The 19,356-nt window shown below is 48.5% G+C and carries 18 protein-coding genes; 4 read left to right on the forward strand and 14 right to left on the reverse strand.

What is annotated here, in order from left to right; translation table 11 throughout:
- The coding region (locus tag ACI351_RS00560; RefSeq protein ID WP_439733312.1) for a radical SAM protein at positions 1-773 on the reverse strand (773 nt) is incomplete at its 3' end.
- Between the two features lie 183 nt (positions 774-956).
- On the opposite strand from ACI351_RS00560, the gene ACI351_RS00565 reads away from it, so the two are divergent.
- Positions 957-1,433 (forward strand): type IV pilin protein, encoded by a 477-nt coding sequence (locus ACI351_RS00565; protein WP_439733313.1) that lies wholly within the window; start codon positions 957-959, stop codon positions 1,431-1,433.
- Between the two features lie 726 nt (positions 1,434-2,159).
- Here the strand turns inward: ACI351_RS00565 and infB are convergent.
- The 5 genes from infB to ACI351_RS00590 form a co-directional block, all read right to left on the reverse strand.
- Positions 2,160-4,544 carry a translation initiation factor IF-2 gene (gene infB, locus ACI351_RS00570; RefSeq protein WP_439733314.1) on the reverse strand — a complete coding sequence of 795 codons (2,385 nt, stop codon included), beginning with the start codon at positions 4,542-4,544 and terminating at the stop codon, positions 2,160-2,162.
- Positions 4,522-5,904 carry a transcription termination/antitermination protein NusA gene (gene nusA, locus ACI351_RS00575; RefSeq protein WP_439733315.1) on the reverse strand — a complete coding sequence of 461 codons (1,383 nt, stop codon included), beginning with the start codon at positions 5,902-5,904 and terminating at the stop codon, positions 4,522-4,524. Before nusA ends, infB begins: the two co-directional genes overlap by 23 nt.
- 25 nt (positions 5,905-5,929) lie before the next feature.
- Positions 5,930-6,388 carry a ribosome maturation factor RimP gene (gene rimP / locus ACI351_RS00580; protein WP_439733316.1) on the reverse strand — a complete coding sequence of 153 codons (459 nt, stop codon included), beginning with the start codon at positions 6,386-6,388 and terminating at the stop codon, positions 5,930-5,932.
- A gap of 126 nt (positions 6,389-6,514) precedes the next feature.
- On the reverse strand, positions 6,515-7,519 hold the full coding sequence (locus tag ACI351_RS00585) for a trypsin-like serine peptidase (protein ID WP_439733317.1): 1,005 nt from the start codon (positions 7,517-7,519) through the stop codon (positions 6,515-6,517).
- Positions 7,520-7,783: 264 nt separating this feature from the next.
- Positions 7,784-8,788 (reverse strand): trypsin-like serine peptidase, encoded by a 1,005-nt coding sequence (locus tag ACI351_RS00590; RefSeq protein WP_439733318.1) that lies wholly within the window; start codon positions 8,786-8,788, stop codon positions 7,784-7,786.
- A gap of 294 nt (positions 8,789-9,082) precedes the next feature.
- Here ACI351_RS00590 and ACI351_RS00595 point away from each other — a divergent pair, with 294 nt between their 5' ends.
- Together ACI351_RS00595 and ACI351_RS00600 are read left to right on the forward strand one after the other, a co-directional pair.
- Entirely contained in the window at positions 9,083-10,069 is a 987-nt protein-coding gene (locus tag ACI351_RS00595) for an outer membrane protein (RefSeq protein ID WP_439733319.1), read from the forward strand.
- A gap of 386 nt (positions 10,070-10,455) precedes the next feature.
- Positions 10,456-10,665, forward strand: coding sequence for a type IV pilin protein (locus tag ACI351_RS00600; RefSeq protein WP_439733320.1), 210 nt, complete (start codon positions 10,456-10,458; stop codon positions 10,663-10,665).
- A 59-nt stretch (positions 10,666-10,724) separates the two neighbouring features.
- Here ACI351_RS00600 and ACI351_RS00605 read toward each other — a convergent pair whose 3' ends face one another.
- From ACI351_RS00605 to ACI351_RS00640, 8 genes are read right to left on the reverse strand one after another with little or no spacing between them, the layout of a single operon-like run.
- A complete protein-coding gene (locus ACI351_RS00605; RefSeq protein ID WP_439733321.1) occupies positions 10,725-12,446 on the reverse strand; it encodes a proline--tRNA ligase in 1,722 nt (573 codons plus the stop codon).
- A 13-nt stretch (positions 12,447-12,459) separates the two neighbouring features.
- The gene (locus tag ACI351_RS00610) at positions 12,460-12,921 is read right to left on the reverse strand and encodes a hypothetical protein (protein WP_439733322.1); all 462 of its coding nucleotides are present in this window, start codon (positions 12,919-12,921) and stop codon (positions 12,460-12,462) included.
- A gap of 1 nt (position 12,922) precedes the next feature.
- Positions 12,923-14,005, reverse strand: coding sequence for a flavodoxin-dependent (E)-4-hydroxy-3-methylbut-2-enyl-diphosphate synthase (gene ispG, locus ACI351_RS00615; protein ID WP_439733323.1), 1,083 nt, complete (start codon positions 14,003-14,005; stop codon positions 12,923-12,925).
- A complete protein-coding gene (locus ACI351_RS00620; protein ID WP_439733324.1) occupies positions 13,992-15,110 on the reverse strand; it encodes a M50 family metallopeptidase in 1,119 nt (372 codons plus the stop codon). Before ACI351_RS00620 ends, ispG begins: the two co-directional genes overlap by 14 nt.
- A gap of 9 nt (positions 15,111-15,119) precedes the next feature.
- Positions 15,120-16,319 (reverse strand): 1-deoxy-D-xylulose-5-phosphate reductoisomerase, encoded by a 1,200-nt coding sequence (locus ACI351_RS00625; protein WP_439733325.1) that lies wholly within the window; start codon positions 16,317-16,319, stop codon positions 15,120-15,122.
- Complete coding sequence (locus ACI351_RS00630) at positions 16,316-17,134, reverse strand: phosphatidate cytidylyltransferase (protein ID WP_439733326.1); 819 nt, start codon at positions 17,132-17,134, stop codon at positions 16,316-16,318. The genes ACI351_RS00625 and ACI351_RS00630 overlap by 4 nt, the downstream gene beginning before the upstream one ends.
- A 41-nt stretch (positions 17,135-17,175) precedes the next feature.
- On the reverse strand, positions 17,176-17,889 hold the full coding sequence (locus ACI351_RS00635) for a DNA alkylation repair protein (RefSeq protein ID WP_439733327.1): 714 nt from the start codon (positions 17,887-17,889) through the stop codon (positions 17,176-17,178).
- Position 17,890: 1 nt separating this feature from the next.
- Positions 17,891-18,592, reverse strand: coding sequence for an isoprenyl transferase (locus tag ACI351_RS00640; RefSeq protein WP_439733329.1), 702 nt, complete (start codon positions 18,590-18,592; stop codon positions 17,891-17,893).
- 152 nt (positions 18,593-18,744) lie between these two features.
- On the opposite strand from ACI351_RS00640, the gene ACI351_RS00645 reads away from it, so the two are divergent.
- Complete coding sequence (locus tag ACI351_RS00645; RefSeq protein ID WP_439733328.1) at positions 18,745-19,263, forward strand: pilin; 519 nt, start codon at positions 18,745-18,747, stop codon at positions 19,261-19,263.
- The last annotated feature ends 93 nt before the right edge of the window (positions 19,264-19,356 follow it).

Here is a 19,356-nt window from a genome sequence, read left to right on the forward strand (position 1 = left end):
CCTACGCCGTAGGTTTCGTCCAAATAACGGGAGTGTTCGAGCGTAGCCAAAATTTCGTACTTATGGTCGTAAAGCCCCAACAGCGGACCAATGCCTACGTCGTTAATGCCGGCCTGGAGGGCGCGGTCCATTGCGTCTAAGCGGAACTGATAGTCTTTTTTCGCGCCGGCGAGGTGCAGCTGTTCATACGTTTTTTTGTGGTAGGTTTCCTGGAACAGCTGATAGGTGCCGATGTTACATTTTTTCAGTTCTTCAAATTCCGGCTCCGTAAGCGGCGCGATATTGACGTTGACGCGGCGGATATTTTGGCCGTTCCAGCGCGTATCGTAAATGGTTTTGATGCTGTCGTACACATATTGCAGGCCGCCGCCAGGGTACGCTTCGCCCGCCACCATTAAAATCCGTTTGTGGCCCTGCTGCAACAGCGCGGTAACCTCTTGGCGGATTTCGTCTTGCGTGCTGGCGTGGCGTTTGAGTTTGGTGTTGGAGCGGCGGAACGCGCAATAAACGCATTCGTTCGTGCATATATTGGAAATATATAACGGGGCGAATAATACGATACGGTTGCCGTAGATGGCTTCTTTAACGTATTTGGCCGCATCAAAAAGAGCTTGCAACAGTTTGGGGTCCGTGATGTTAAGCAGTACGGCCGCCTCTTCCAAAGAGATTCCTTTGAGTCCTTTGGCTTTATTTAAAATGGCGGTTACTTCACCGTCGGTGTGGGACTTGGCATTTTCCAAAGTCCGCTGTAGTTTTTCGTCATCAATAATCATACTTATATAATAGCACTTTTGGGCGGGGTTGGCAGGGAGCATTAGAAACAAATGGCAGTTTTTCGTAAGGCTTGTATCGTTTTTTTTTTTTTGATACTATAGTGATAATGCTAATTTCAGCGGGTTGTATCGTTGTAGGCATTGGAGCGGTGTAAAACGCTGTATTTTATAAAGGAGTTGTTTATGAAAGGATTTACGTTAATTGAGTTGCTGGTAGTTGTTTTAATTATTGGTATATTGGCGGCGGTGGCATTGCCGCAGTATCAAAAAGCGGTGCTAAAAAGCCGTTTTGCCGCAGTAAAGCCTTTGCTAAAAGCCATTGTGGACGCACAAACCGTTTATTTTATGGAAAACGGAAAATTCAGTGGAGATTTTGAAGAATTGGATATACAACTGCCGCAGGGTACCCCTGTTTCCGCCAGCCATATTGACTATCCGAACGGCTATTGTTACATAGCGTGCCCAGATCATAGCTGCGGCGGGTGTGTATTGCGGTCCGGAAATATTGGAATGACTTATTATGCCAATTTTATGCAAAGGTTTTTTGCTTGCCTTGCTTATAATGATAATGCGTTGGCGCATAGTATATGCAGGGCTGAAACAGGAAAGAGCGGACCAAGTTCCGATGACGGCTATATTGCTAGCTACGATTATCAATAATTATAAATTAGTATGAAATCCGCGTTTGCGTGTAAGGAAAACGGGTTGGGTTGCGGCAGTTATGGAGGCGTACATTGTTCTTGCTGGGGTGTTAGTGGTGCACCGTGTGTGGAAATCTGTCGTTAAAAATCTCATCATTCCGAAAGTTCGCCTCACCCGCGTCATTCCCGAAGGTCGTAATTGGGAATCTGTTGTTTTTTAACAACGAGATCCCGTATAAAAACTTTACGGGATGACGCCTTTTTGGAAAATGTACCAATCACGTCGCCTTCGGCAACGCTTCTTGAATGCCCTTCATCGTTTGGGCATAAGAAAACCCCTCAGCTAACGCCTCGGGGTTTTCAGCGTAAGTGCTAAACTTACATGTTAATACGTCTGGTTACGGCCCGCGAGGGCATAAAAAGCCCCGCGCTTATCGCGCAGGGCTTTATGCTTAACAGCTTTTCGCGGTCCGTCGCTTGAATTAAAATTTACATTTTAATTCTGCGCGTAACGTTCTCTTTTTTGAAGCATTCAATCACGTCGCCTTCGGCAACGCTTCTTGAATGCCCTTCATCGTTTGGGCATAAGAAAACCCCTCAGCTAACGCCTCGGGGTTTTCAGCGTAAGTGCTAAACTTACATCTTAATACGTCTGGTTACGTCCCGCGAGTGCATAAAAAGCCCCGCGCTTATCGCGCAGGGCTTTATGCTTAACAACTTTTCGCGGTCCGCCAGCCGATTAAGATTACATCTTAATACGTCTGGTTACGTTATCTTTGCGGAAGCATTCAATCACGTCGCCTTCGGCAACGCCTTTGAAACCCTCAATCAAGATACCGCATTCATATCCTTTTTCCACTTCTTTTACGTCGTCTTTGAAGCGTTTCAGGCCGCCAATCTTGCCGTGCCCCACTTCTTCGCCGTTGCGCTTGACGCGTACTTCAAAGCCGCGCGTAATCGTGCCGCTTTCCACTAAAGAACCCGAAATCAGGCCGGAGCTTAATTTCATCACTTTTTTGATGGTGGCGGTGCCTACTACTGTTTCCACTACGTCGGGTTCCAGTAAGCCTTCCATAGCGGCTTTGATATCTTCCAAGAGTTCGAAGATAATCGTGTAGCGGCGGATTTCGATACCTTCGCGTTCCGCTTCCGCCTGCGCTTTGTTTTCCGTGTCTACGTGGAATCCAATCACGACGGCGTTGCTGGCTTTGGCCAAAAGAATGTCGGACTCGTTGATGTTCCCGGGGGCGGACAGAATAATATCCACTTCCACCTCGTCGGACGGAATACGCAAGAGCGCGTCTTTAATGGCCTCGATGGAGCCTTGCACGTCCGCCTTTAAAATAAGGCTCAATTTCTTGACGGAGTTGCCGTTTTCGTCGTTTTTGGCCAGGCTCATCAAGGACATTTGCTTGCGGTGCGCCTGCGAATCCTCTTTCTGCGCCAGTTTGCGTTTTTCAGCGGCGTAGCGGGCTTCTTTTTCGCTGGGCATAATGTAGAGCGTGTCGCCCACTTGCGGCGGCTCGCCGTTGATGCCCAAAATTTCAGCCGGCACGCTAGGGCCGATTTTCTGGTAACGCTGGGAATTTTCGTCAATCAGTGCGCGGATACGTCCGTAGTTTGTGCCCACAATAAACGGGTCGCCCACTTTCATCGTGCCTTTCTGCACGAGCACTGTGGCCACCACGCCGCGTTTGCTGTCGCGCTTGCTTTCCAAAATAACGCCTACCCCGGGTCTGTCCGGATTGGCTTTGAGTTCCATCATTTCGGCCTGCAGCGCAATCATTTCCAGCAGTTTATCAATGTTGATATGTTTCTTGGCGGAAATTTCCACAAAAATAGTGGTACCCTGCCATTCCTCGGGCACGAGTCCGCGGGCGGCGAGGTCCTGCTTCACGCGGTCCACATTGGCGCCCGGGAGGTCAATTTTATTGACCGCCACGATAATCGGCGTTCCGGCGGCTTTGGCGTGTTCCATTGATTCAATCGTCTGCGGCATAATGCCGTCCGTGGCCGAAACCACGAGAACCACAATGTCCGTCGCCTGAGCGCCGCGGGCGCGCATAGCGGTAAAGGCTTCGTGGCCCGGGGTATCCAAGAATGTCAGCGTTCCGCGCGGCGTTTTGACGCGGTATGCGCCGATGTGCTGGGTAATGGCTCCGGCTTCGCCCGCCACGACGTTGGATTTCCGGATAGCGTCCAACAGGCTGGTCTTACCGTGGTCCACGTGGCCCATAATCGTAATGACCGGACTGCGCGGTTGCAGCGAGGACGGATCGTCCTGCGTTTCCATCAGCGCGGCGGCTTCTTTGGTTAAATCTTCTTCCGCCAGTTCCGCTTTAAAGCCGCATTCGTCCACGATAAGCTCAATCATATCTTTTTCCAAGCGTTGGTTAATCGTGGCGAAAATACCCATCATCATTAATTTTTTGATGAAATCGTTGGTTTTGATATTCATCTTTTCGGCCAGTTCTTTAACGGTCGGCTGGCCGACGATTTTAATGATTTTTTCATCTTTTTGGGGCTCTTGCGTTTGTATGGGTTTAGCGTGGCCGTGGCGGTCAACATTGCCGCCGTGCGGCCGGTTATGGTGCGCCGGCTGCTGCGGTTTGTTTTGGGCAGCGGGGGCCGTTTGCGGCTGCGGTTTAGGCTGTTGGGCAGGTGAGGCTTGCTGCTGACGGACGGGTTCCTGCTGACGTGCTTGCGTCGCAGGCGTATGAACGGTTTTTACTTCCGCTTGTGGCTGTGTCGGCGCAACAGGCGGAGTCTGTTTCGTTTCTGCCGGTTTTTCCTCAGCAGGCTTGGCCGTCTGCTGTACGGGGTGTGGCGCTTCCGATTTTATCTTAGATTTTGTTTCCGCTTGCGGAGATGCTGCCTGATTGGTTTGTGCTTTTTCACGTTTTGGCGCAGTTATTTCTTCCGCTTTGGCTTTGGCTGCGGTTTTGCGCGGCTTGGAAGCCGTCGTTTTCTTGGCGGCGGGCTTTTTGGCTGTCGTCGTCTTTTTAGCTGCCGCAGTTTTTTTTGCGGCAGGCTTTTTAGCGGCGGTTTTAGAAGCCGTCGTTTTTTTAGCGGCGGGTTTTTTTTGGGCGGAGGATTCCTCTTCGGAATTAGTGGTTTTCTTGGTCGTCATTTACTTCCTCCTGCGCCGCGGCGGAATGTTCCGCTACATATTTTTTTGCGCCTTCAATAATTTTGGCGGCTGTTTTGTCGCCGATACCTTGTACGGTGGACAAATGTTCTATGTCCAACTCGGCGATTTGCTCCACATTCGTAAAACCGGATTTCTGCAATACTTCCGCCATTTTCGGACCGATACCTTCCACGGAAGCAAGTTTTGCCTGTACGGCATCGCTGGCTTCTTTACCTTCTTGGGCTTTTTGGGATTCGCTCTTTACTTCCAAATTCCAGCCTGTCAGTTTGGAAGCAAGTTTAATATTCTGCCAGTCTTTGCCGATGGCGATGGCAAGCTGGTCGTCCGGCACGATGACGGTGGCGCGTTTTTCAGTCAGACTGTCAATTTTAACAAAATCGGCTTTGGCTGGGGCCAAGGCATTCATCAGAACGGTGGAGATATCGCTGGAATAGTTGATTAAATCAATGCGTTCGCCGGACAGTTCGTTCATTACCGCGCGAATACGGATACCGCGCATACCCACGCAGGTGCCGATGGGATCAATTTTATTGTCAATGCTGGAAACCATCACTTTGGCGCGGAAACCCGGATCGCGCTGAACGCCTTTGATTTCCACAATGCCTTCGTTGATTTCCGGCACTTCCACTTTAAACAACTCTTCCAAGAATTTGCCGTTGGCGCGGGATAAAATTACATACGGCCCGCGTTGGCCTTTATCCATTTTGAACGCGGCGGATTTATAGCGTGCGAGTACGGGGTCATCGCCAATGTTGGCCAAGTCGTTTTGGTTTAAAACTTTGGCGATGATGGCTTTTACGCGCGAACCGTTGACGTAGCGTTCTTTTTTGATTTGCTCGCAATAGGGTAAAATGGCTTCCACTTTGCCGAGATCTACGATGATGTCGCGGTCGGAGAAGCGGCGCACGGAGCCGGTAATCACTTCGCCTTCGCGGGGCTTAAATTCTTTGTAGAAGTTGTCGCGTTCGATACCGCGCACTTTTTGGATAAGCACCTGTTTGGCGATTTGTGCCGCAATGCGGGAGAAATCTTCCACTTCCAGGGTAATGGTGACCACATCGCCCGCAGCGGGATTTTTGAGGTGGGCTTTAGCATCTTCAATGGAGATTTCCGTTTCCGGATTGGTTACCAGTTCCACTACGCTCAACATTTGGAATGCTTTGATGGAGCCGTTTTCCACGTCTATTTTTGCGCTGATTTGGGCGGTTTTGCCCAAATTTTTGCGAAGAGCGGAAACGAGGGCGTCCTCAATCGTTTTCAAAATATCTTCGCGTTTAATATTTTTTTCTCTTTCAAGGCCTTCCAAGGCCAAGATTAAATCTTTAGCAGTTCCTTCCATTTTTGTTGTTCTCCTTTGGGGTTAATTAAAATTCAAGGACAGGGTCCAAGTTTGCTTTTTTGATGTTGTCGTAGGCGAAGCGGTACTGGTTGGTACCGTCGTCTAATGTAAAACCTTCGTCGTCGGCGGAAGCGATGACGCCGGTGAAAAATCCGCGGCCTTCGAGCGGTACTTTCAGCACGATTTTTACGCGCTGCGTAAGAAATTGTTTAAAATGGGCGGGTTTTTTGAGTACGCGCTGCACCCCGGGGGAAGATACTTCCAGAATGTATGCGCCGTCAATTAAGTTTTCCATTTCCAGTACGGAGTCTATTTTATCGGTCAGTTCTCCGCAGTCGTCAAGCGTTACGCCGCCGACTTTATCAACGAAAAATTGCAAAAGTTTCTTTTTGCCTTGGTTTTGGATGATTAGGTCCACCAGTTCTACGTCCAAAGCTTCCAACGCCTTGGCAACGGTTTGTTCGATTGTTTTGGGGTCTCTCATAATTACTCCTTGCTGTAGAGCCTTATTTAAGCAAAGAGCGGCTTGTTGCCAAGCCGCTCTTGCGAGTACATATCTATCATAACATTTGAGGAAGCAACTGTCAAATAATTTCCCTGCAAGGAGATGTTATTTGCCGTTATGTTGTATAGCTTTTAATATGACATTAGTAATGCACGGTCCTCCGTTTTTGTTGAGCCCTTTCATTTCAAAAGTATTTAGTGCAATAATTGTGTTTGGGTGCTCTTTTAGCACGACAGGCCCGCCGCTGTTTCCTCCCAGCGTATCTGCATCGTGATACAACACGTTATTTTTTATATTAAGAACTGTTCCCTCAGCTCGCCACAGCGTTTTAGGGGCTTTGTCAAACGCTCTTCCAAGAACAATGACCTCTTTTTGATTAAGCTCTTTTGTGGATTTTGCGGCAACATTTAACAAACCGGTTTGCTCTCCCAAATTGGAATCTAAAATGATGAGGCCGTAATCATAGGGCGAAGTTCCTATTACGTCCTTATCTCCTTTTTTGCTGTCCCATTGACTGGGAACCCACAATCTGACCGCCTTGGCTGAAAAAGAGTCGTTTGAGGCAGAAGAATTGGCAGAAGCAGTCTCAACTGTATCCCCTGTAGTGTTTACTCGCCTTTTAATAGCATTGAGCAGGTTGGTATAGGGGAGTGTGGAGCCTTTATTACGGTTATTGTTAGCCCCAGGTTTTTTAGGGGTTTTTTTATTAGATGGCGGAGGAACATCATCTCCTCCTCCCGCTAAGCCGGTAGCCCTTACGATCACTTCTGAAAACGGTTTGTTATTATTTATTAAGCAATGTGCACCTGTTAGCACTATATTTTTGCCAATCATAGCACCTGAACACGCGAAAAAACCTTTTTCGTCACTAGAGTTCCGCGCTTCCAAGACAACAGCAGCCTTTTCAAAACCATGTGCTTTATTGGTAATATCTTGACGATCATCGTCTCCTATAATGGTGGTTGGCATCATAAGTGGCTCTTCCGTCAAATCTATTGTTTGCTGCTCGTTTGTTTGAAGATCATATACGGTCCATTGCTCATCCGTCTGCGCGAAAGCGGCGGAACAAGAAAAGAGCGCCGCAAAAGCCAGCAAAAGTTTTTTATTCATACAGGCTCTCCCATAGGATAAATTATATTTTTATTATACAAGCAAAGTAAGCATTATGCAAGGGGCTTTGGACCTATTTCGCTGTGGGCAAAAAGACCTAAGGGAAAAAAGAAAGTTTTGTACGGGGATGGTGTTTATAGTATGCGTTCTTCTATATCGCAAGAGCGGCTTGTTGCCAAGCCGCTCTTGCGAGTACATATCTATCATCACCTTTGAGGAAGGAACTGTCAAATAATTTCTCTGCGATAAGGATTTTTCTCTGTTTTAGTGTTCTTTGCCGTTATACTGTATGGCTTTTAATATCTCATCATTAATGCGCAATCCACCATTAGGGGCAGAATACTCAGGAGATTTGTCGGCTCTAGGACCGAAATTATTTAAAGCAACAATAGTATAGGGGTCTTCTTCCAGCAGGATGGGGCCTCCGCTGTTTCCTGATAGCATATCCGCATTGTGATACACATATTTGTCTTTTACTCCCTTAATTGTTCCATTAGCTCTCCAAAGCGTTCTTTGGGGTTTGTCTCCACCTCTTCCAAGAAGAATGATATCTTTATGAAGGAGATCTGCTTTTGATTTTACGGCAACATTTAACCAACCTGTTTGATCGCCTAAGTTGGAATCTAAAATGATGAGTCCGTAATCGTAGGGCTCAACGATGCTTATATCTTGTCTAATGTCCCATTCGCTGGGAACCCACAGCTGGACTGCCTTAGCTGAAAAAGATGCATTTGCGGGAGAAGAACTGGAAACCTCAGCTGTAGATGCAGAAGCAACTGAGGCCCTCTTTATGGCGTTTAAAAGGAAAGCATAGAGTTCGGCCGTGGTGCGGGGAACTTTGATGGCATTAGGGTTTTTAGGTGTTTTTTTACTAGATGGCGGAGGAACATCATCCCCTCCTCCCGCTAATCCGGCAGCTATTACACGTACTTTTGGAAACAATTGGTTGTTAGAGTCTGTTAAGCAATGCGCGGCTGTCAGCACTATATTTTTGCCGATCATAGCACCGGAACACAACGACCCCATTCCTGTAGAGTTCTGCGCTTCCAATAGAACAGCAGCCTTTTCAAAACCCCGTGCTTTATTGGTAATATCTTTGCGATCATCTCTTCCTACAATGGCGGTTGGCATCATAAGCGGCTCGTCCGTCAAGTCTACAGTTTTCTGTTCGTTAGTTTGGAGATCATATACAGTCCACTTGTCTGTCTGCGCGAAAGCGGCGGAACAAGAAAAGATCGCCGCAAAAACCAACAAAAGTTTTTTATTCATACAGTTTCTCCGATGGGATAAATTATATTTTTAGGCCTATTTTTATTGTACAAGCAAAGTAAACATTATACAAGGGCCTATGGGCCTATTTCGCTGTGGGCAAAAAGACCTATGACGGTAAAGAGGAAAAGGGTTGGGTGTCAGAATGTAGAATGGGAACTTACTTGATAAGGCCTTAATTAGGCGTAGGGAGAAAAATCTAATTACTTTTTTGCGTTGGCTTTTTATACGCGGAATTTTAGAATGAAGATGTAGCAAAAAATTGTTTCACCGAAAAAACAGGGGGAAAATAAAATGAATAAACATTGGATGATTGCGGCGGCTGCGTGCTTATTGGCCGGTGCCGCTGTTGCTCAGGACAGTGTAACTTACGGCGAAATTGCCGTTGTGAGCGGTGCTGACGGCACCGTGGTAATGGGGGAAGAAGTTACCGCCGGCAAAGAAGCCAAAGCCGCTAAAAAAGCCGCCGAAGCCAAAAAGGCTTCCGCCAAGGCCCAGCTGAAAGCCAAACAACAAGCGGCCGGAGACAAAGCCACCCAAGCAGCCAACGAAGCCTCTTTAAAAAAGGGCGAGCCTAAGCTTAAAGTAAACACCACGACTACGACGACCAACGTCTACGACGTAAGCATAAAAGACAAAAAAGGCACTTCCGATTACGGCATTATTGAAGAAAGCTATACCAACGCCCAAGGGAAAACCTCCACGGACGGCGTAGCCTACAGCAACTATACGCCCAGCCGTGCGGCCCGCGCGAACGAAAAACACGCTGAAATATCTTTTGCCGTAGGGCAGACCTATTCTTTTAATAAAGACTCGGATAAAGACCGCTACGCCTCTAACGGTATCGCCGCAGGCGCCAGTGTGTTGTGGGATATGGTTCCGCATTTTGGTATGGGGCTTGACTATATGTTCCTGCATCCTGACGGCAAATCCCATAACGGGCGCAACTATCACCAATTCCGCGCGCACAATATCGCCTTGGGCGGCAAATATACGATTAACGTATGGGATAACTTGCGCGTCTATATGCCGATGGGTGCCGGTTTGATGAATGCGCATCTGAAAACCAATGCCGCTTCCGGAAACACCAGCAAAGATAAATGGGGCGCCTCGCTCTATGCGGGCTTAGGTTTGCAATATGATTTCAGCGCCAACCTCTTTGCCGGCCTTGAATACCGCTATACCTATGCCTTCATCAGCGATAAACACCTGTCCGACTTTGGACGCGACAAAGACCTGCAGTTCCATTCCGTATTCTTACGCTTGGGTACGCGGTTTTAAGGAAAACATCTACACAGCCAAGAATCTGCATAGGGGGCTGGGGGGAACGTCAACCTGACGTTCCCTTTCTTTTTGGTTAAAGAAAGGAATACAAAGAAAATTTTGTTCTTTTTCTACTGTTAGAAAAAGAACCAAAAAGACTGCCGCCCAGAGTCCTATAAAAAGCACTCCGAAACGGGGCGTTTTACAACTCGCCTTCGGCTCAAACAAATAAAACGCCTTATCCGTTTCGGACGCTTTTTATAAGCAGGACAAAGGGCGGGGAGAAAAGAAGGAAATCTGTTTATTATTTTTTGTAGCAGCAACAAGAAAGACGGGGCCTTGACCCGTTTTTTTTTTTTGATAAATTGGGGATATCTTGGAGCGGTAATAGGAGGGTATATCCCATGTATCAAAAATGCGGATTTACGTTAATAGAGCTGTTAGTGGTGGTATTAATCATCGGTATCTTGTCGGCGGTAGCTCTGCCGCAGTACGAAAAAGCGGTTATTAAAGCACGTATGGTTGAAGGATTAATTAATTTAAAGGCGTCAGCAAATGCCGTGCAACTGTGTGAATTAGAAAATGGAGTAAATAATGATTGTTGGTGTTGCTGAATGATAAGACAAACCTCCCCGAGTAGAACTCGAGGAGGTTCATTAGTGTTTTTGTAAACTTATTTTCCGGTTTCGGACAACAGTTTTTCGACGGCTTCCGCCAAATTCCAACGGACGGATTCTTTGTCCGTGCGTTTTTTGTATTCGCACTGGCCGTCTTTTACCGTGCGGCTGCTGATAAGCAAACGGTACGGCAGGCCGATAAGGTCCATATCTTTGAATTTTACGCCAGGGCGTTCGTCGCGGTCGTCCAAGAGTACGGATAAACCCGCGCTTTCCAGCTTGGCGCAAATTTCGTCGGCGTGTTTTTTGACTTCGGGGTTGGAGTCGTAGTCAATCGCCACGAGGGCCACGTCAAATGGAGTCATCGGCGCGGGCCAGATGATACCGTTATCGTCGTGGCTTTGTTCGATGGCGGCGGCCACCACGCGGCTGATACCAATGCCGTAGCAGCCCATAATCATCGGTTTTTCTTTTTGGTCTTCGCCCAAGAAAGTGGCGTGCATCGCGGCGGAGTATTTGGTGCCCAGTTTAAAGATGTGGCCCGTTTCAATTCCGCGCGTGAACGAAAACTCTTTGCCGCAGCGGGCGCATTTATCGCCGGCGGAGGCCATTTTTAAATCAGCGTAGACGTCTACTTTAATGTCGCGGCGGGGGGTGACGTTAATGGTGTGCACGTCTTTTTCGTTGCCGCCGGATACGCCGTTTACGATATTTTTAACGTAGTTATCGGCGTAAATCATTACGTTCGGATTTTTTTCTTTCAGGCCCTGCGCGCCCGCAAAACCGACGAACGAACCCGTTACCTGGGTATAAACTTCTTCAGTGGCTTTTTCCAGCTCGTTGCATTTTAAGAGCGCTTTGAATTTAAATTCGTTGAGCTCGTGGTCCCCGCGCACCAAGGCGACAACGGGCTTGCCGTCGGCGGTAAAAACCAAGAGTTTAATTAATTGGCTTTGCGGCACGCCGAGCATTTCGGCCACGGCTTCAATCGTGTAGGCTTTGGGGGTGGCTTTTTTCTCCATGGGTTTTAAATCGGCTTCGTTGATTTCGATGTCCGCAGGAGCCATAATTTCGGCTTTTTCCGTATTGGCGGCGTAACCGCAGGTGCAGTCGGCGATGGCGTCCTCGCCCGTGTCGGCCAGTACCATAAATTCGTGCGAAAAGTTTCCGCCGATTGATCCGGTGTCGGCTTCCACCGCTTTAAAATTAAACCCGCAACGCGTAAAAATGCGTTGGTACGCGTCGTACATTTTTTGGTACCATTCGTTAGCGGATTCGTCGGTGGCGGCGAAGGAGTAGGCGTCCTTCATATAAAATTCGCGCGCACGCATGACGCCAAAACGGGGGCGGATTTCGTCGCGGAATTTGGTACCGAACTGATACAAACACACGGGAAGCTGTTTGTAAGAAGAAACATCCTTGCGGATTAAATCGGTGATGGCTTCTTCGGCGGTGGGGGAAATGCAGAAGCCCGCTTCTTTGCGGTCGGTAAAGCGCAGGAGTTCTTTTCCGTAGAACGTCCAGCGGCCGGATTCTTCCCATAATTCCTTGGGCTGTACGACAGGCAGCCACACCTCGTTTGCGTCGGCGCGGTCCATTTCTTCGCGTACGATATTTTCCACTTTTTTTAGGACGCGTAAACCGAGCGGTAGCCATTCGTAAAGTCCGCTGGCCACTTTGCGGATGAGCCCTGCGCGAATCATCAGTTTGGCCGACAGGGTGTCGGCGTCTTTGGGGGCTTCTTTGAGGGTGGGTAAATAGTAATTTGATAATTTCATATATTAGGTTTCCTTATTTAATATTGTGATTTCCTTGTAAATCGGTTCTGTTAGGACACGTCTGCGGCGATTGTGCCGGATGTGTGCGGTAGTAGCGTACAATTTGCGCATATCTATATTTACAACCATTTCTAAAATCGGTGTAACTAATATTTTCAATAATTCCTTCATTATTGACCTGTGCGTGAATGGTACAATGATGAGAATTAACTTCCCCGGTCCAAAAGCCTGTACTGTTTTCATTAAGGCTCCAATAGAAATATTTTTTCCCATCAATTATTTTTTCATCATCTGGCAATCCCATAGCTTCAAAGACAAATTCTTTGGTACATCCTTCCAGTCCTTTGATAATTTTATCTATGGAACGAGGAATATTATAGGACGTATCTGGCTCGCGCTGTGGTGCAGGTTGAATTGTAAAGAACGCACAACCTAGCTGTAAATTAGCAAGTAAGAATAGTAATATTTTTTTCATATTATTTCTTCCATGTGTTGATTTTATCAATTAAAAAATCAACCCATTTTTCCTGCGGCAGTTTGAACATCGTTTGTCCGTGTTCAAAATATAAGCCCTCGCCTTTGCCTCCCGCAATGCCGAAATCCGCGTCGCGCGCTTCCCCCGGGCCGTTGACTACGCAGCCCATTACGGCGATTTTAAGGCCCGTCGCTTTTTTAAGCAGGTCCTTGTCGCTATAAATTTTTTCTTCCAGCGCGTGTACCGTACCCGTCACGTCCACTTGCGTGCGGCCGCAGGTGGGGCAGGAAATTAAATTCGGGCCGAACTCGCGCAGGCCGACGGCTTTCAAAATTTCGTACGCGGTGCGGACTTGCATTCGCGGGTCCTCAGTAAGCGAAACGCGGATTGTCGCTCCGATTCCTTTTTGCAAAAGCGTTCCCAAAGCCACCGCGCTTTTGACGGTGCCGCTTAAAAAACTGCCGGCTTCGGTTAAGCCCAAATGTAATGGGATATCGCTTTGTTTCGCAAATAATTCATTGGCAAGTACGGTGCGTTTGAAATTGTCCGACTTCAGCGAAACCACCACGTCTTTAAAGTTCAGCTGTTCCAAAATGTTGGCCTGTTCCAAGGCTTCGTTTACCATGACTTCGGCCCATTTTTCATCGGAAAGTTCCATTTTCCCTTCCACGCTTTTAAGGTACTTTACGCTGCCCGCGTTGACGCCGATACGAATGGCGACCCCGTTGTCTTTGGCGGCTTTGACGACTTCTTTCGTGTTCTCCGCCGCGCCGATGTTGCCGGGGTTGATGCGCACTTTATCTACGCCCTGTTTAATGGCTTCTAGCGCGAGTTTATAGTCAAAATGAATGTCCGCCACCAAGGGGGTGTGGATTTGTTTTTTAATGTCCCCGATGGCAAGGGCTGCCTGCATATCCGGCACGGCTACGCGGTTGATTTCGCAGCCGGCGTTCTCTAACGCAATAATTTGCGCCGCGGTGGCGTTGGCATCGCGCGTATCGGTATTGCACATGCTCTGCACGCGCACGGGGTGGCCGGTTCCTAACGTGAAAGGCCCTACTTTTACTTCTCTAGTCTTGTACATTTGTTTTCTCCGAAGTGTTTTCCGGTGCCGCTTCAGCAGTTTGTACAGCGGCAGTTTTGGGTTTAAAGAAAATGCGCTTGATGTCCGAATATGACGCGTAAATTACCAACAAAATCAAAAAGCCCAGACCGATGTTGACGGCGGTGTTGAGCATTTTTTCCGTCGGCAGTTTTTTGGTAAGGCCTTCCCACAAGTAGACGAGGGCATAGCCGCCGTCCAGTATTGGAATTGGAAATAAGTTGAACATCCCTACGGCTACGGACAACATAGCGATTAAAAAGACAAAATCAAACAGACTGCGGTGTACGGAGTGATGAATGACGTTTACAATACCAATCGGCCCTGCCAGCTCCGGCGCTTTTTTGCGGCTGATGCTTTTCCATAGCGAGGAGAGGGAATACTCCGTCCAATACCAGCATTGGTAAAAACCGAGGCCCGCCGCTTTCCACCACGGTACCGCACTAAATACGGGCATAACGGTAACGCCTAGCACGTTTTTGCCGTTGAAATCCGCTTCTTTGACCGTAGCGGAAAACGTTTCCGCGCCGCGCTGGTAGGTTAAGTGTAAGTCTCCTTTGCGGTCCGCCAGCGATTTAGTTAATTCTTCCCAGTTGTTGATAACCGCCCCGTTAATTTGGCGGATGACATCGCCTTCTTTTAAATCCAGTTTGGCGGCGGGATAGCCGTCGGCCACCGTGCCCACGGCGGCGGGGAGTTTGACAGGGTCGGTTTCCGGCATACCTTTAATATAAATGAGTACGCCGAAAATCAGCGCGGCCAGCAGATAGTTAAACAACGCGCCGTTGACGACCATAAAAAATTTGGCGTACCATTTTTTCGCCGCAAATTCATAGGGCTTGGGCGGCTCTTTTGCGTCCTGCGGGTGAAACATGGGGCCCGCAGGTTCCACAAATCCGCCAAACGGAATGGCGCGGATTTGATAGTCTGTATCTCCCACTTTTTTATGCCACAAAATTTTGCCGAACCCAAACGCAAATTCGTTGACGCGGATTCCGGTCAGGCGGCAGGCAATGTAGTGTCCAAATTCGTGTATAATGACGATTGGACTTAACACCACGATAACGGCGATAATGGATAAAAGCATAATTCTCTCCTAAATAGCGGCTTTTTTATAGGTTTTGTCCGCAAGGACGGCTTCTGCGGCTTCGCGCGCCCATTGGTCGGCCTCGGCGGCTTGGTTGAGCGACGCGTCGCCCTTGGTTTGCGGCGCAGCTTGTAAAACGGTGTAAATCAGTTTGGGGATATCCGTAAACTTGATTTGTCCTTTTAAAAACGCATCTACCGCAATTTCATCCGCCGCACTTAATACGGCGGGCAAAATACCGCCTTTGCGGGCAGCGGCAAGTGCCAGTTCTAAACACGGAAAGCGGTTAAAATCCGGCTCAAAAAATTCCAGTTTGGCGGCTTCAAACAAATTGAGTTTTTTTACCGGCCCCGCTACGCGTTTGGGGTACGTAATGGCGTACTGAATCGGCACGCGCATATCGGGTTCGCCCATTTGCGCCAAAATCGCGCCGTCGTTAAATTCCACGGCCGAGTGTACGATAGACTGCGGGTGGATAACGATTTGCACTTTTTCTTCCGGCAGATTGAAAAGATTCATTATTTCGATGGCTTCAAACCCTTTGTTCATCAGGGTGGAGGAGTCAATCGTAATTTTTTTGCCCATTTTCCAGCGCGGGTGGTTTAACGCTTCTTCGGGCGTAACGGTGGATAAAGCCGCTTTGCGTTTGGCAAACGGGCCGCCGGACGCCGTCAAAAACACTTTGGAAATGTCGCGCGAAATTTTATGGTAATTGTATTCGTCGGTTTCGCCCGCGAGGCATTGGAAAATGGCCGAAGGCTCGCTGTCTACGGGCAGAATGGCGGCTTCCCACCGTTCGCATTCTTTCATCAGCGTCTTGCCCGCCATAACCATAGGTTCTTTGTTGGCCAGCGCAATCGTTTTGCCGGCCTTGATGGCGGACACCAAGGGCGTAAAGCCCACCGCGCCCACCACGCCGCTGACGACAAGGTCCGCCGTCGGCAGCGAAGCCATAAAAGACAAGCTGTCAATTTCCGGCGGCAAGAGGCGCGTGCCCTGCGGAATTTGGTCCTTAATTTTTTCATAACTGGCCGGATTTAACACAGCCGCAAAGCGGGGTTTAAACTGATGAATTTGTTTTAAAAACAGGTCGGTGTTATTATTGGCCGACAACCCCAGTACACGGTATTCTTCGCCCATCCGCGCGATGACGTCCAGTGAGGACGTGCCGATAGAACCCGTGGAACCCAGAATAACGATTTGTTTCATAATGTATAAAGCACAATGTAATAAAATAACGGCGCAAGCAGCAGGTACGAGTCAAATCGGTCCAAAAATCCGCCGTGGCCCGGGAGCAAATGGGAGGAATCTTTTACGCCCGTGGAGCGTTTAAGGACGGATTCGGCAAGGTCGGACACTTGGCCGACGACGGCAATCAACAGCCCCATTAAAACAGCTTCTTTCACGGAAAACAGCGTGGACAAAAACAAGTGCCTCATCAAGACGGATCCGCCTACGGCCAAGAGCGTGCCGCCAACTGATCCTTCCCACGTTTTTTTGGGGCTGACTTCCTGATTTAATTTGTGGCGGCCTAAAAAACGTCCGCAAAAGTACGCGCCGGAATCTGAAATCCAGACGGTAACCATCATAAAAATCGTCAGATATTCGCCGTAGGTGGGAATGGCGCGCAGGTTGATTAAATGTGCCAAAGACCACGGAATTAAAAATACGCCGGTAAACGTATTGCAGACGCGTTCCCACGAGCGTTTGGGGGTAAGCACTTCAATAAAAAGCACGCCGAAAATAACAATGCTTACGGAAAGCGGATACAGATTGTCGGGCAGCGAAAAACCGGAAATTTCCGCGCGGCCCAGTATGGCGACCACGGCCATTAAGAGGCCGAAAAGCATTAAGCTTACCGGATGAACCGGCTTTTTTCCGGCGGTAAGCGCCAAGCCGTATTCGTATAAGCACAGCAGGATTACACAGCCCACAAAAGCCATATAAACCACGCCGCCGAAATGAATAGCGGCCAATACAACGGGAATCCCAATCAGGGCGGTTAAAATTCTGGGTAATAGCATACTACTATTTTACTACATTTGCGCGCGTACGGGGGAAACGGTTATTTGCGGGTGGAAATCATCGCTTTGATTTTGGGGCTGTTTAGTTCCCACAGGGCGTTGTTAGCCACCCAGCGGGCGGATTTATTTTCTTCGTACAGGTCCAAAATTTCGTGCGCACAGGCAACGGCTTTAGGCGTCAGGCGCGGATTTTTCTTGCCGATATTTCGCAAGGCCCAGTTGACGGCTTTATATACCATCGGGCGTGCGTCTGCGGCGTGGTTTTTGATCAGCGGCAGCAGTTTAACCAGTTCTTCGTCCGTCGTTTTGGCGCGCGGCAGCGCAAGCGAGCAGAGCACGGCAAAACCCGCGCGGCGAACAAATTCTTCTTCCCGTTTAATCCAGCGTTCGGCCAGTTTAAGGGGATTTTTTACTTTGGAGAAAAGGTTGTTGGCGCAGAGGTCGCAAATATCCCAAGAGTTGAGCTCCGCCGCCCATTCGTCCAGTTTTTCGCGCGTCATTTGGGCGGGATCAGCCAGCATAGACGCCATAATGCGCGCTTCGTGAATCCGGCTGGCCCACAGCGCGTCGGCCAGTTCCTGATCCGGACGGGGCAGCCCTTTTACAATTTGTCTAAGCGTGGTAACAGGTGTGCCGACGGCCAGCTCCGTTTGAATGCCGAAGCGGGCGGACATCTGCGTTTTAAATGCGGGCGAAGCGTGGCGTTTAATGCGGTTGACCAGTTCTTCGGCGCGTGCGCGTGTGACGGGATTCATCTTACAAGCCTCCAAACCGGCGGGTGCGCGCGCGGTATGCGTCCAGCGCTTTGTTAAATTCTTCTTCGGTAAAATCGGGCCACAAAACGGACGTAAAATAAAATTCGCTGTACGCCGCCTGCCATAATAAAAAGTTAGAAAGGCGTTCTTCACCGGAGGTTCGGATAATCAATTCCGGATCCGGCAAATCGGGTTGGTAGAGGCGGGCTTGAATGTCCTGTATGGTTACATTTGTTTTCCCTTCGGCGATGAGTGCGTTGACGGCGTGCGTGATTTCCTGCCGCGCCCCGTAATTAAGGGCCAGATTAAGCGTCAGCCCCGTATTTTGGGCGGTGGCAGAAACAGCGTAATCTATTTTTTTGAGTACACCGGCGGGAAGAGGTTCCCGCTCTCCGCTGACCCATAAACGAATGTTGTTTTTGGCGGCGTCTTTAGTGTAACGATCTAAGGTTTGTTCCAAGAGCTTCATCAGCCCGTCAATTTCCTCTTGCGGACGGATCCAATTCTCGGTAGAAAACGCGTAAAGCGTTAAAAATTTTACGCCCGCTTTTTGCGCGGCTTTGAGGGTGCGTTCAACGGCTTTGGCACCGGCATTGTGGCCGGCCGAACGCGGCAGACGCCGTTCTTTGGCCCAGCGTCCGTTGCCGTCCATAATAATGGCTACGTGGCGGGGGGTGGACTTGGATAAATTGTCAGACATAATAGATATTTTAACTTTTTTGGCGGCGTTTGTGCGGGGGCACGTTATGCGTCGCTCAATGCCTGTTTTCTTCCGCCGAGCGCTGCAGGGGCTTGATTCGTTTTTTTTTTTTGATAATATGGGGATAAATCAAGTATAAGGGGGGGATATCTCCTATGCATAAAAAATACGGTTTTACGTTAATAGAGTTGTTGGTAGTCGTATTAATTATCGGTATTTTGTCCGCAGTGGCGCTGCCGCAGTATGAAAAGGCGGTAGAAAAGAGCCGCGCAACGGAAGCAATACAAAATATATCTTTATTCAAAAAGCAAATTGATTTGTATATTTTAAGCAATGGGTATCCCAGTACGGGGCGTGTCTTCTATCCGGACTTTGCGGATGTAACGCTTCCTTTTCCTCTCAACGATGATGGAAGTATGCGTAGTAAAAATTTTTGGTATTGGTCTTTTATTGATCCTAATAGGGTTTATGTTGAACTATCAAGAGAGTCTGAGGGGAGGGGATTATTGTACGACTTATTTTGTCAAAAAACTCCACATTTATATAATGATGATTCTCCTATGGCGGACGGGTGGTATTGTGCGTGCGTAACGGAATTAACTGATTTCGGCAGGAAAATGTGTAAAACAATTTTTGAACCGTTGGGGTATAAATACTCCGATGCTGAGTTATAGAAAAAAATATCCCTGCCCATTAAAAGGGCAGGGATATTTCTTTACATTCCGCTCGCAAGAACTCCGGGCGTAAGCCCGAGAGGTGGAGCGAAT

It is taken from the genome of Candidatus Avelusimicrobium sp. (assembly GCF_051874775.1).
Taxonomy (GTDB): Bacteria; Elusimicrobiota; Elusimicrobia; order Elusimicrobiales; family Elusimicrobiaceae; genus Avelusimicrobium.